General features: G+C 58.9%; 8 protein-coding genes. 2 read left to right on the top strand and 6 right to left on the bottom strand.

All coding sequences use genetic code 11. From position 1 onward, the window contains the following. Positions 1-16: 16 nt before the first annotated feature. Positions 17-1,990 (bottom strand): methyl-accepting chemotaxis protein, encoded by a 1,974-nt coding sequence (locus G5287_RS10240; protein WP_421231244.1) that lies wholly within the window; start codon positions 1,988-1,990, stop codon positions 17-19. A gap of 292 nt (positions 1,991-2,282) precedes the next feature. Between G5287_RS10240 and G5287_RS10245 the strand changes: the two genes are divergently transcribed. Further along, entirely contained in the window at positions 2,283-3,200 is a 918-nt protein-coding gene (locus tag G5287_RS10245; protein ID WP_227343024.1) for an autotransporter domain-containing protein, read from the top strand. 106 nt (positions 3,201-3,306) lie between these two features. On the opposite strand, the gene katG is transcribed toward G5287_RS10245, so the two are convergent. Then, positions 3,307-5,493: a catalase/peroxidase HPI gene (gene katG / locus G5287_RS10250; RefSeq protein WP_421231245.1), complete on the bottom strand. Its 2,187-nt coding sequence runs from the start codon at positions 5,491-5,493 to the stop codon at positions 3,307-3,309. 257 nt (positions 5,494-5,750) lie between these two features. Between katG and G5287_RS10255 the strand changes: the two genes are divergently transcribed. Next, positions 5,751-6,623: an NERD domain-containing protein gene (locus G5287_RS10255; protein WP_421231246.1), complete on the top strand. Its 873-nt coding sequence runs from the start codon at positions 5,751-5,753 to the stop codon at positions 6,621-6,623. A 65-nt stretch (positions 6,624-6,688) separates the two neighbouring features. Here G5287_RS10255 and G5287_RS10260 read toward each other — a convergent pair whose 3' ends face one another. The 4 genes from G5287_RS10260 to dapB all read right to left on the bottom strand — a co-directional run bounded on the left by G5287_RS10260 (position 6,689) and on the right by dapB (position 14,007). After that, entirely contained in the window at positions 6,689-7,840 is a 1,152-nt protein-coding gene (locus G5287_RS10260; RefSeq protein WP_421231247.1) for a DUF1615 domain-containing protein, read from the bottom strand. A gap of 301 nt (positions 7,841-8,141) precedes the next feature. Then, complete coding sequence (carB, locus tag G5287_RS10265; RefSeq protein ID WP_005337626.1) at positions 8,142-11,366, bottom strand: carbamoyl-phosphate synthase large subunit; 3,225 nt, start codon at positions 11,364-11,366, stop codon at positions 8,142-8,144. A 20-nt stretch (positions 11,367-11,386) separates the two neighbouring features. After that, positions 11,387-12,523 carry a glutamine-hydrolyzing carbamoyl-phosphate synthase small subunit gene (gene carA / locus G5287_RS10270; RefSeq protein ID WP_421231248.1) on the bottom strand — a complete coding sequence of 379 codons (1,137 nt, stop codon included), beginning with the start codon at positions 12,521-12,523 and terminating at the stop codon, positions 11,387-11,389. Positions 12,524-13,194: 671 nt separating this feature from the next. Beyond that, positions 13,195-14,007, bottom strand: a complete 813-nt coding sequence (dapB, locus tag G5287_RS10275) for a 4-hydroxy-tetrahydrodipicolinate reductase (protein ID WP_005347132.1) — start codon at positions 14,005-14,007, stop codon at positions 13,195-13,197. Between the last annotated feature and the right edge of the window lie 34 nt (positions 14,008-14,041).

Genomic DNA, 14,041 nt, shown 5'->3' on the forward strand with positions numbered 1-14,041 from the left:
CTTTAGCGCAAATGGATCAGTGGGGAGAGGCTCTCTCCAGCAACTTGAAGCTGGCAATTCGTCCAGCCAGCTCCCGTGCCAACTGATCCAGTTCGACACTATTCTGCTGCAGGGTGACCGAGTGCTGGCGATGGGCCTCGTACACTTCGCGGATGGTCATTACGTTGTGCTGGATATCGTCCGTTACGTAGCGCTGCTGCTCGGTTGCGGTAGCCACCTGTGCCGTCATGTCACTCACCTTGCGCACCTCATTGACGATGTCGGTCAGCTCGTGACCCGCCCGCTGCGCTTCACTGACACTGAGGCCCGCCTGCTCGCTGCCCGACTGCATGGCCACCACCGCCTGAAGGGCTCCAGCCCGCAAACGGGAGAGCATCTGTTCGATATCATCTGCCGCCTGCTGGGTACGGGCAGCCAGTGAACGAACCTCATCGGCGACCACGGCAAAGCCGCGCCCCGACTCACCGGCACGGGCTGCCTCAATGGCGGCATTGAGGGCCAACAGATTGGTGCGATCGGAGATCTGCTTGATGAGGTTGAGTGCCTCGACGGCGGACTCGGTATCCTGATGCAGGTTGTTGACCAACAGCCGGGTCTCGTCGAGGGTGCCGGCCACCTGCTCGATGGCGGCGATAGTCTGATCCACCTCCTTGTCCACCTGCCGGGCACGGCCAATGGCCTGCTGGGTCGCCAGTGAGGTCTGGGTCGCATTGCGAGCAATTTCGGCCACCGTCGAAGCCATTTCCGTTGCGGCGGTGGCAACCAGTTCAACCTGACCGACGCCACGCACCACACCTTCATTCACTTCGGCAATCACCTCGCTGGAGTTGCTGGCACTACGGGTCAATATCTCACAGGAGCGGCGCACCTCCAGCAACAAGCCTTCCAGATGCTGCAGAAAGTGGTTGAGATCCCGCGCCAATGCCCCAAGCTCGTCACCCGATTGCCAGTTGACCCTCACCGTCAGATCATTGTCATTGACGAGCCGTGAAAAGGTGCGATGCAGAGCGACGAAGCCCAGATGCACATCCCGCAGCACCTTCCAACTGATGAGGGTAGTCAACAGCAGGCAGCACAGAACCGCCATAGCCCCCCACCAGAAGTTGCGCTGACTCTCTCCCTGCATCTGCTCAACCCGTTCGAACAACTGCTGGAAGAGCTGATCTTCGCCCTGTTTGAGCTGGTCGATCTTCTCGGTGCTCACGGCAAACCAGCGCTCCGGATCGACGCCAAAGCTCCCCTCGGTCATCTTGCCCAGGGCGAGCTGCTCATATTTCGCGACCTCTGCCATCACCGGACTCTTCTCAATTTGCTCAAGCAGGCGTCGCTGCGGCTCGCTTGCCACGGCGCGAAAACGCTCCAGATAGCTCTGCTGGGCAGCGAGCAGGGACATAAATTGCTGCAAGGTAGCCGGGGTGAAACTCCCTTTGGCAAAGACATTGCTGAGGGTCGCCCGCTCCATCCCCATACGCTCCTTGTTTTGCAAAAATGCGGCGTAGGCATTGGTCTGCAAGGCAATAGCGGCATCCTGGCTACGCAGACTAATCTCATCCACGACCTTGAGCAGAGAAGCAATCAACTGGCTATAAAAGGCGACCTGACGCGGGGCCTCTATGGCCAGTTTGTCCACCTGATTGCGGATCCCCATCAACTCGCGCAAAGCCAGATCCACCTGCTCGTGGGCAACCCCCCTCTCCAACCCCTGAAAGCGATGAATGGCTTCATCAACCTGTTGCCGCTGACGTGGCAGGGCATCTGCAAATTTGCGCCCTTCAGAGCCGATAAACCCCGCCGACATGCCACGCTCCTTTTGCAGCTCGTGCACCAACTGGGCGCTGCGTTCGACCACAGTCAGCTGCTGCAGGGCTTGCGTCATCTCATGGGTCACCCGATATCTGTCGTATGCGTAGTGGCTGGCGAAAAACAGCAGCGCCAATAACGGCAGGCAAATTGCCAGCAACATCTTGCCGGCCAATCCGAGTCTGTTCATCCCGCACTCCTGTCATTTTTATCAACGCGTTGATTATATCCGGCCTGCTCGCTTATGCCGCTGACGACATCTGCCATTGGCCAGAACCATGAGCTGCATCAACCATTTTCTGTAGATGGCCACGCAGCCCCCCCATAGCCCAGCCCAATGGTCAGGTCGAGACAGCCAGAGAGAAACTCGCTACAGTAGATCAGGGCGACAGGAGGTCGCTTGTTTGGGGAATCCAGCCATGAAACACCCGCTCTGCCCGCTTTACCGTCTGGGTTGCGCCCTCTTCGCGGCGACCCTGCCCATGGCGTCACTCGCGGCCAGTAACAACCTTGACGATCAGGAGGAGGACTGGGCGCAAAAACGGGCCAATGCGGTGATCTCGCTGATGACTTTCAGCGTGGTGCCGGACATCACCGCCAGCAACCTGGACATCGGCAGCAGCACTGGCCAATCTTCTGCGCTCAACATGGGGCAACTGGGAGGCGGCGCAACCCTGAGCGAAGCCGTGCCCATCTATCTGGAGGGGGCGCTGGGCTACAGCCGCTACGACCCCCAGTTTGTGATAAGCAATGGTACCGAAAGTCGCACCATACCGACCAAGTGGAATAGCCTGACCGCCTCGGGCGGGATCGGCTGGGATGTCACCCTTCACAAAGATCCGCGTGGCGGCCACTGGGTGCTGCGCCCCATAGCCAACGTCTCGCTCGGTACCATGGCCAGTGACCTGCGGATCGGCAACTGGCTGCTGGATCGTACCAAGGGCTACTCGCTGGACTTTCTCGATGGGGGTCAGCTCAATATGTACGGGCTGGGTGGCTCGCTGATGCTCGATTACGAACTCTTTTCACCGGCCCAGGACATAGATGCCGAACTGCGCTACTCCTATCAGCACCTGCAGAGCTTTGGCGGCACCTCGACCAGCGTCCGTGGTCACGCCGAGGCGGAGAACCTCGGCCTCTATCTGCGCCGCCGCGCCCCGCTGTTCCACTGGACCCTGCTCGACAGACCGGTGCGCTATGTACTGGAGGGGGCTCATACCGCATATCTGGGGGAGCAACGGGGGTTGCTTGGCTTTGACTCCCTCAACTCCATCGGCGCCGGTCTGGAGCTGGACAGCAGCAAGTACGACATCATTGTCACCCGTACCCGGCTGGTTGCCCGCTACATGTTCAGCCACAACACCAGCGGTTATTCCATCGGGCTGGCCATGAGCTTCTAACCCGGGCTGCCAGAGGGGCATCCTCCGAGTCGCATCATGCAGCTATCACCGCCACCATAAAAAACGCCAGCCTTGCGGCTGGCGTTCTCATTGGGGTTGAAGTGACTTATTTCAGATCGAAACGGTCATTGTTCATCACCTTGACCCAGGCCTTGACGAAGTCTCGGACGAACTTCTCCTTGCCATCTTGCTGGGCATAGACCTCGGCGTAGGCACGCAGCACCGAGTTGGAGCCAAACACCAGATCAACCCGGGTAGCAGTCCACTTCACCGCACCACTCTGGCGATCCACGATCTGGTAACTGTTGCGGCCAGTCGGCTGCCAGCTATAGGCCATGTCGGTCAGGTTGACGAAGAAGTCGTTGCTGAGCACACCGACCCGGTCGGTAAAGACGCCGTGGGCCGACCCGCCATGGTTGGTGCCAAGCACCCGCATACCGCCGACCAGCACAGTCATCTCGCGGGCGGTAAGCCCCAGCAACTGGGCACGGTCGAGCAGCATCTCCTCCGGCTGCACCTTGTAGTGCCCCTTCTGCCAGTTGCGGAAACCATCGTGAACCGGCTCGAGGAAGGCGAACGACTCAGCATCGGTCTGTTCGGCGCTGGCATCGCCGCGGCCCGGCGCAAAGGGAACGACGATATCGACGCCAGCCAGTTTGGCCGCCTGCTCCACCGCTGCGCTGCCACCCAGCACAATCAGGTCGGCGATGCTGACCGGCTTGCTCAGGGAGGCCTGCAGGGCGATCAGGGCGTTGAGCACCTTCTCGAGGCGAGCGGGCTCGTTGCCTTCCCACTCTTTCATCGGCGCGAGACGGATGCGAGCACCGTTGGCACCACCGCGATAATCGGAGCCGCGGAAGGTGCGGGCACTGTCCCATGCGGTGGCGATCAAATCGGTTGGCGCCACGCCGCAGGCCAGCAGTTTGGCCTTGATCTCACTAACCTCTTTGTCAGAGAGCTGGTAATCCACCGCCGGAACCGGATCCTGCCACACCATGACTTCGCTCGGCACTTCTGGCCCCAGATAGCGGCTGCGCGGCCCCATGTCGCGGTGGGTAAGCTTGAACCAGGCGCGGGCAAAGGCGTCGGAGAAGAGCGCTTGATCCGCGGCAAAGCGCTCGGAGATCTCCCGATAGACGGGGTCAAAACGCAGCGCCATGTCCGCATCGGTCATGATGGGGTTGCAGCGGATAGAGGGGTCTTCCACGTCCACCGGACGATCTTCCTCCTTGATGGCGACGGGCTCCCACTGCCAAGCACCGGCCGGGCTCTTCTTGAGCCACCAGTCGTGGCCCAGCAGCATCTTGAAGTAGCCGTTGTCCCAGTGGGTCGGGTTGCTGGTCCAGGCACCTTCGATCCCGCTGGTCACCGTATCACGGCCGATACCGCGGCTCTCGTGGTTGATCCAGCCAAGCCCCTGTTCGTGCACATCCGCCCCTTCGGGGGCTGGTCCCAGTTTGGCTGCGCTGCCGTTGCCGTGGGCCTTGCCGACGGTGTGGCCACCGGCGGTGAGGGCGACGGTCTCTTCGTCATTCATCCCCATACGGGCAAAGGTGACGCGCATGTCGTGGGCGGTTTTCAGGGGATCGGGATTGCCATCCACCCCTTCCGGGTTGACGTAAATCAGCCCCATCATCACCGCGGCCAGCGGGTTCTCCAGATCCCGTTCGCCGCTGTAACGGCTCCCTTCGCTACCGCTCGGTGCCAGCCACTCCTTCTCGGAGCCCCAATAGACATCTTTTTCCGGATGCCAGATATCCTCGCGGCCACCGGCAAAGCCGAAGGTCTTGAGCCCCATGGATTCATAGGCGACGTTGCCCGCCAGGATCATCAGGTCAGCCCAGGAGATCTTGTTGCCGTACTTCTGTTTGATCGGCCACAGCAGACGGCGCGCCTTGTCGAGGTTGCCGTTGTCTGGCCAGCTGTTGAGGGGAGCGAAGCGCTGGTTGCCGGTGTTGGCACCGCCGCGTCCGTCGGTAGCGCGATAGCTGCCGGCGGAGTGCCAGGCCATGCGGATCATCAGGCCGCCATAGTGACCCCAGTCTGCCGGCCACCAGGGCTGGCTGTCGGTCATCAGGGCATGCAGATCGGCTTTGAGGGCATCGTAATCGAGGCTGTTGAAGGCATCGGCATAATCGAAAGTCTCATCCATCGGATTGGTCTTGCTGTCATGCTGGTGCAGGATGTCGAGGTTAAGGGCATTGGGCCACCAGACTTGATGCTCCTGGCTGGCAGAGGTATTGGCACCGTGGGCAAAGGGGCACTGACCGGCCCCGCTAGCGTGTTTGTCCATCTATCAGATCCTCATTGTGGTCATAATGACGGCGAAACCCTTCGCTTCGCAGTAGAGACTAGCCTACCCCCCACCAGTCACTTAAAAAACCGAATAAAAAAGTTCAATTCAATCTGGTTTTGCGATTGAACTATCTCGTCACCGGGTAACAAACAGAACAATGCAGGCGCTGGCAGAGTAGTAGTGGCATAGATCACACACGCTTGTTGAACCCACTGTTAACATGTTGCCATTGCACATCAGACGACAGCGTTGAAATGGACTTCACACCCGTTATTGCGATTCTACTGGGCCAGTTCTGGTATCTGCTGCCCCTGTTGTTGATTGCCACCCTGATCAAAACGCCCAGGTTCAAGGGGATGGTTGGGGAGGCATTTATCAACTTGGGCATCCGGCTTTTTCTCGACCAGCGGGAGTACCACCTGCTCAAGGATGTGACGCTGCCAACCCCGCAGGGCACTACCCAGATCGACCATGTGATCATCTCGCGCTTCGGGCTATTTGTGATCGAAACCAAGAACATCAAGGGGTGGATATTTGGCAATCCAGCCCACAAGAGCTGGACCCAGCAGCTCTATCGCCGCAGACATACCTTTCAAAATCCCCTGCGCCAAAACTATCTGCACCTGATGACGCTCAAATCCTTGCTGGGTCTTGCTGATCATCAGCTCCATTCGATTATCTACTTTACTGGCGACTGCACCTTTAAAACCCCCATGCCGGATAACGTGATGAACCGCGGGCTTATTCGCTATATCAAGAGTAAAACCACTCAGGAGCTGACCCCTGCCGAAGTCACCAGAGTGATCGACACCATCCAGCGAGGACGACTGGCCGCCAATTGGCAGACCCATAAACAGCATGTGGCGCAGTTGAAAGCCCGTCACAGCGAGGTTCCCCGCCCACCTTTATCCGTAGCTGCAATGTCTGTCGTCAATCAGGTGGTGAACGCCGCACCAATCATCACCGAATCGCTCACCCAAGCAAATCCACTATGCCCCAGATGCGGCAATCTGATGGTATTGCGTGCCGCCAAACGTGGGGATAACCGAGGCAATCGGTTTTGGGGATGCAATGGATACCCCAAATGCAGATTCATTGTAAATCTCACAGGGAACAGCAAGGCATGAACTGCCACACAAGGGCAAACGTCCCCTGACATCAAGGGCGGCCAATTGGCCGCCCTTGATGTTTTTTAGCGAATCGTCGCCATCTGCCGCACGCATCGCTGCTCCCTGTCATCCACCCGCTTGGCAAACCAGGCGGTGGTGAGGTTGCGGGTAATTTTCGGGCTCTTTAGCTGAATGCCTGGCAGGATGGCGCGGGGCAGTCGCTTGCCCGCTTGCTTGTCGGCCAGAGTAAAGATGCGATGGTAGAGATCGGTCTCGGCAAATTCGCCGGTATCCCCTTTGCGCAGGCTCTGGTGGATCGCCTGTTTGCTCATATTGACCCGGTTGGCGAGGGTGTAGACGGCCAGTTCGGTGTTGCCCGGTAGATCCGAGTCATAACGGATCAGATCCCCGTCCAGCGCCAGAGTTTTGCCACTCAGGCGGCTGACGGCGGCCTGAAAAGCGGCATTGCGACTGGCGTACCAGCCGGCGTTAAAATCGGCAAAGCGGTAGAGGGTATCCGGGTAGTCGGCGGGATAACCGAAGATATGCTTGGTGCCAAACCAGATGCCGCCGCGACGGGTAAAGACTTCGTGGCGGATGGAATCCTTGATTGGATAGGGGTAGCCACGGGCGTTGGCCTCGGCAAAGGCGATGCTCACCTGCATCGGGCCGCCGGTATGCACCGGGTTGAGGTTGCCAAACAGCGTCTTGCCCATCGGCAGCATGCTGATCATATCTTCGAAGATTTCACTCATCTCCCGTTCGGTACGCAACTTGTCGATCCGCTCGGCGTAGCTCTTGCCGGTGGGCGAGTTGATGGAGAGCGCGGCCCGCACCATAAATTCGGGGATCAGCAGCTTGGCTGCCCGTGAGTTGATCTCTTTCCAGGCGATCTTGCCAAGGCCAGGCACCACGGGGTCGGCCTGATAAGTGGCTTCCTGCTCCGCCACCGCCAGCACGCTACAGACATTGTGATCATTAACCGTCACCCCCTGGGTGGTGAGCGCCGTCACCACGTCGTTGGCCCACCCCTGTTTATCAGGCACCTGACGGGGCAAGAAGCGCACGATGCGGCTCTTCATATCCGCCGGTTTGCGCGGCTGCATGGCAGGCGGCGTTTTGGGGTTGCTCACGCTTGCCTCTTTGGCAGGCGCGGAGGCGGGATCACTGGCACAACCGGCTAGCAGCAAGACAGAGCAGAAGGCAAGAAGACGACAGGAAGGCAAAGCGGTCATAAGCATGTCCATTTTTTGTAGGCCCTACAGGCAGCGCCGCTGGCACTGCACTGACAAGCAAAGTGGGGCCATTGTAGAGGATTGCCTGCTGCAGTTGAAACCCGCGCTCGCAGCATCCCCTCCCCTTGCCAGCTTTTACCACCCCACGCGCCATCCGTTGTCTGCGATGCGGAACTCATGACCTTCCTCAATGGCTCACCCGCCCTGAACCGAACGCTTAGCGACAGATAAAAAGAAACCCCCGCCATCGCTGGCAGGGGTTGGTCGTCTGGCAAGTCGGGCTGATGCCCGTTGCAAACTCTTAGCGGTTTTTCACCTTCTGGTGCAGCTCCTGCACCGAGTTGACGTTGGCGGTGGCATCCACGCTGATGGCCATGCAGGTGGCAAACGCCTCGTTCATGGTGGTGGTATACGCCACCTTGTTCTGCAAGGCGGCGCGACGCAGCTGCTTGGAGTCCTGGATCGCCACCCGCCCTTCGGCGGTGTTGACGATGTAGGTGTACTCGCCATTCTTGATGCGATCCAGAATGTGCGGGCGACCTTCGTGCACCTTGTTGACCAGACGCGGGTTGATGCTCGCCTCACCCAGCGCGACGGCGGTGCCGTGAGTGGCATCCAGCTCGTAGCCCAGCTCCAGCAGCTTGGCAGCCAAGTCGACCACCTGCGCCTTGTCGCTGTGACGCACTGACAAGAGGGCACGACCCTCTTTCGGTACGGCGTGGTTGGCACCCAGCTGCGCCTTGGCATAGGCCTCGGCAAAGCTGCTGCCCACACCCATTACCTCACCGGTAGAGCGCATCTCTGGCCCCAGCAGCGGGTCAACCCCCGGGAACTTGGCGAACGGCAGTACCACCTCTTTCACCGAGTAGTAGGGCGGGATGATCTCTTTGGTGAAGCCCTGTTCTTGCAGCGACTGACCAGCCATCACACGAGCGGCAATCTTGGCCAGCGGGGCGCCGGTCGCCTTGGAGACAAACGGCACGGTACGGGCGGCACGCGGGTTCACCTCGATGAGGTAGATGTCATCGCCCTTGACCGCGAACTGCACGTTCATCAGGCCGATAACGCCGAGCTCCAGCGCTAGCTTGCGCACCTGCTCGCGGATCTCGTCCTGAATCTTCTTGGACAAGGTATAGGGAGGCAGGGAGCAACCGGAGTCACCGGAGTGGATACCGGCCTGCTCGATGTGCTCCATGATGCCGCCGATGACTACATCGGTGCCGTCGCAGATGGCATCCACGTCCAGCTCGGTCGCATCGTCCAGGAAGCGGTCCAGCAGTACAGGCGATTCGTTGGAGACGCTTACCGCCTCGGCGAAGTAGCGACGCAGATCCTGCTCGTCATAGACGATTTCCATGGCGCGGCCACCCAGCACGTAGGAGGGACGAACCACCAGCGGGTAGGTAATGCGCTCGGCCAGCAGCACGGCCTGCTCCAGCGCGGTGACGGTGCCGTTTTCCGGCTGCTTGAGGCCGAGGCGCTCGACGGCAGACTGGAAGCGTTCACGGTCTTCGGCGCGGTCGATGGCATCCGGGCTGGTACCGATGATCGGTACGCCGTTGGCTTCCAGTGCACGGGCCAGTTTCAGCGGGGTCTGGCCACCGTACTGGACAATCACGCCCTTGGGTTTTTCGATGCGCACGATTTCCAGCACATCTTCCAGGGTCACCGGCTCGAAGTAGAGACGATCCGAGGTGTCATAATCGGTGGAGACGGTCTCCGGGTTGCAGTTGACCATGATGGTCTCGTAACCGTCTTCGCGCAGGGCCAGCGCCGCGTGCACACAGCAGTAGTCGAACTCGATACCCTGACCGATACGGTTCGGGCCGCCGCCGATGATCATGATCTTGTCGCGGTTGCTCGGGGCCGCTTCGCACTCCTCGTCGTAGCTCGAATACATGTAGGCGGTGTTGGTGGCGAACTCGGCGGCGCAGGTATCGACCCGCTTGTAGACCGGGAAGATGTTGTGGCGGGCACGCAGCTTGCGCACTTCCCCTTCGGCCACGCCGAGGATCTTGGCCAGACGGGCATCGGCAAAGCCTTTGCGCTTGAGGGCACGCAGGAAGTCGGCATCGAGACCGGCCATGCCGCGCTCTTTCACCTCTTCTTCCAGTTTCACCAGGTCTTCAATCTGTACCAGGAACCAGGGGTCAATCTTGGTCAGCTTGAAGATGCCATCCATGGAGAGACCGGCGCGGAATGCATCTGCGATGTAGAAGATACGGTCGCTACCTGCATCCTGCAGCTCGTGACGGATGCGGGTCAGGGAGTCTGGGGCATTGAGGTCAACCATGGGGTCGAAGCCGGTTTTTCCGGTCTCGAGGCTGCGCAGCGCCTTGTGCAGGGACTCCTGGAAGTTGCGGCCGATGGCCATCACTTCACCGACCGACTTCATCTGGGTCGTCAGACGGTCGTTGGCACCAGCGAATTTTTCGAAGTTGAAGCGCGGCACCTTGGTGACCACGTAGTCGATGGCTGGCTCGAAGGAGGCCGGAGTACGGCCGCCGGTGATGTCGTTCATCAGCTCGTCGAGGGTGTAACCGATGGCGAGCTTGGCGGCGATCTTGGCGATGGGGAAACCGGTCGCCTTGGAGGCCAGCGCAGAGGAGCGCGACACCCGCGGGTTCATCTCGATGATGACCATGCGGCCATCTTTCGGGTTGATACCGAACTGGACGTTGGAGCCGCCGGTCTCGACGCCGATCTCGCGCAGTACCGCCATGGAGGCGTTGCGCATCAGCTGGTACTCCTTGTCGGTCAGCGTCTGGGCTGGCGCGACCGTGATGGAGTCTCCGGTGTGGATACCCATGGGGTCGAAGTTTTCGATGGCGCAGACGATGATGCAGTTGTCGTTGCGATCCCGCACCACTTCCATCTCGTACTCTTTCCAGCCGATCAGCGACTCGTCGATGAGCAGTTCTTTGGTCGGGGAGAGATCCAGACCGCGCTCGCAGATCTCGACGAACTCTTCGGTGTTGTAGGCGATGCCGCCACCGGAGCCACCCATGGTAAAGGAGGGACGGATGATGCAGGGGAAGCCGACCATCTGCTGCACACCCCACGCCTCTTCCATGTTGTGGGCGATGCCGGCACGCGGGCACTCCAGGCCAATGCTGCGCATCGCCTTGTCAAAACGGGAGCGGTCTTCGGCCTTGTCGATGGCGTCGGCGGTGGCACCGATCATCTCGACACCGAACTCAGCCAGCACGCCATGCTTCTCCAGCGCCAGTGCGCAGTTAAGCGCAGTCTGGCCGCCCATGGTGGGCAGGATGGCGTCCGGGCGCTCTTTCTTGATGATTTCGCGCACCACTTCCCAGGTGATGGGCTCGATGTAGGTGGCGTCCGCCATCTCCGGGTCGGTCATGATGGTGGCCGGGTTGGAGTTGACCAGAATGACGCGGTAGCCCTCCTCTCGCAGCGCTTTGCACGCCTGGGCGCCGGAGTAGTCAAATTCGCAGGCCTGGCCGATGACGATGGGGCCGGCGCCGAGGATCAGGATGCTCTGAAGGTCGTTACGTTTTGGCATGAAACTCTTTCCTCTATTCCTTAGGCGCGATACTGCTTAATCAATTCAATAAAGTGGTCAAAGAGACCGGCACAGTCGTGCGGGCCCGGGCTCGCCTCGGGGTGACCCTGGAAGCTGAAGGCCGGACGGTCGGTGCGATGGATGCCTTGCAGGGAGCCATCGAACAGGGAGACGTGGGTGGCGCGCAGGCAATCCGGCAGGCTGTTCTCATCTACCGCAAAGCCGTGGTTCTGGGCGGTGATCATCACAGTGTTGTCGTCCAGACTCTTGACCGGGTGGTTGGCGCCGTGGTGGCCAAACTTCATCTTGACGGTCTTGGCGCCGGAGGCCAGACCCAGCAGCTGGTGACCCAGACAGATGCCGAACACCGGCGTGTTGGTATTAAGGAAGGTCTTGATGGCTTCGATGGCGTAGTCGCACGGCTCGGGGTCGCCGGGGCCGTTGGAGAGGAAGATGCCATCCGGGTTCAGCGCCAGTACCTCGGCGGCCGGGGTCTTGGCCGGTACAACTGTCAGGCGGCAGCCACGGTCAACCAGCATCCGCAGGATGTTGCGCTTGACGCCGAAGTCATAGGCCACCACGTGGTATTTCAGCTGGTCGGCATCCGGGGTGACATGCCCCTTGCCAAGCTGCCAGCTCCCGGTCGTCCAGTTGTACGCCTCATTAACCGTGACCTCTTTGGCCAGATCCATTCCCTTCAGACCGGGGAAGGCACGGGCCTGCTCGAGGGCATAGGACTCATCGACTTGCTTGCCGGCCAGAATGCAGCCAGCCTGGGCGCCTTTCTCGCGCAGGATGCGGGTCAGTTTGCGGGTGTCGATGTCGGCGATGCCAACGATATTGTGAGACTTGAGGTATTCGGAGAGGGATTGCTGATTGCGGAAATTGGAGGCAAGTATCGGAAGGTCCCGGATGATCAATCCCTGAGCATGGATTTGACTGGACTCTTCATCTTCGCTGTTGGTGCCGGTGTTGCCTATATGGGGGTAAGTGAGGGTGACTATCTGACGGGAATAAGAGGGATCGGTGAGGATTTCCTGATAGCCCGTCATCGACGTATTGAAAACCACTTCACCAACGGAACATCCCTCGGCGCCTATCGACACGCCTTTGAATACAGTTCCATCTTCCAGCACTAGCAATGCAGTGTGATTCAAGACAACCTCCAGTTATTTAGCTTTAAATTCAGCAATTTACCTGGGTGTTGCGGGCTCGGTTCCGGCCTTGGACAGGACTCGAACCCGGCAGATTTCTGGCAAATTGGGCGCATTCTACTTAAAAAAAGTGGCATTTCAACGTCTTTTCTCAGATGAAATGCATCTAAATTCAATAAAAAAGCAACATTACCCATTATCTATGCACTCAACCGCTTTGCAACCCCCTCCCATGAAAGAAAATGAAAAACCACCACCAAAAGATGCCACCAAGCCAGCAATAGCGACAAAAACAAACAAAAAAACTAATTAAAACAATGGCATTTATTTTTACACGAAAAACATTAATCACAAATTTAACGCTTTTATGATGACAAGAGTGAACATGAAAAATGGAAAACGTTTTTCTTCGTTTGAATTTTTAGTCTTTTCTTGTTGGTGTAAAAAAATGGCTTAATCAGCCATAAAGATGCTCAAATCTGTTACCTGGTGATGACATTCAGGAAGGGAAAATCTGGTGGATAACGCAATAGTGTGATTTATAAGGCATTCAGATAAAAAATTGCCGATAGCGCGTCTTTTTACACAAACTCTGGCTGACTGACAGCAAAAACCCCGGCAAGCCGGGGTTTTTCACTGGGGTAGCAGTAGTACGAAAGTGCCGCTCAGAGGCATCACTTGAGATTGAGCACATCCTGCATGTCATAAAGACCGGCCCCCTGCTGACCAAGCCACTTGCCCGCCCGCACAGCACCGTTGGCGAAGGTCAGGCGGCTGGAGGCCTTGTGGCTGATCTCCACCCGCTCGCCGATATCGGCAAACATGACGGTATGCTCCCCCACCAGATCGCCGGCACGAATGGTGGCAAAGCCGATAGTGTTGCGATCCCGCTCGCCAGTGATCCCCTCGCGGCCATAGACGGCGCACTCTTTCAGATCCCGGCCCAGCGTTTTGGCGACCACTTCCCCCATGGAGAGCGCAGTACCGGATGGCGCATCCACCTTGTGGCGATGGTGGCCTTCGATGATCTCGATGTCGGTGTAATCCCCCATCACCTTGGCGGCCTGCTCCAGCAGTTTGAACACCAGGTTGACCCCGACCGAGTAGTTGGAGGCGAACACGATACCAATCTGCTTGCCCGCCTCTTTCAGGGCGGCCTTGCCTGCATCGTCAAAACCGGTGGTGCCGATCACCATCTGCTTGTGGTGGGCCAGCGCAAAAGCCAGATTGGCCAGGGTCACCTCGGGGCGGGTGAAGTCGATGATGAGATCAAACTCGTCACGCACCTTGTCCAGACTGTCACTGATCGCCACACCCAGATGGCCCAGCCCATTGAGCTCACCGGCATCGAGACCTATCACCGCCGAACCCGGCCGCTCCAATGCAGCCCCGACCACTACGCCATCGGTGTTGGTGATGGCCTCCAGCAGCACCTTGCCCATACGACCATTACAGCCCATCACGGCCACACGGATCGGATTGTCCATCTCCACCCTCTCATCTCTTTTAATTATGGAAAGA

This window comes from Aeromonas sp. 603079 (assembly GCF_049172135.1).
Classification (GTDB): domain Bacteria; phylum Pseudomonadota; class Gammaproteobacteria; order Enterobacterales; family Aeromonadaceae; genus Aeromonas; species Aeromonas veronii.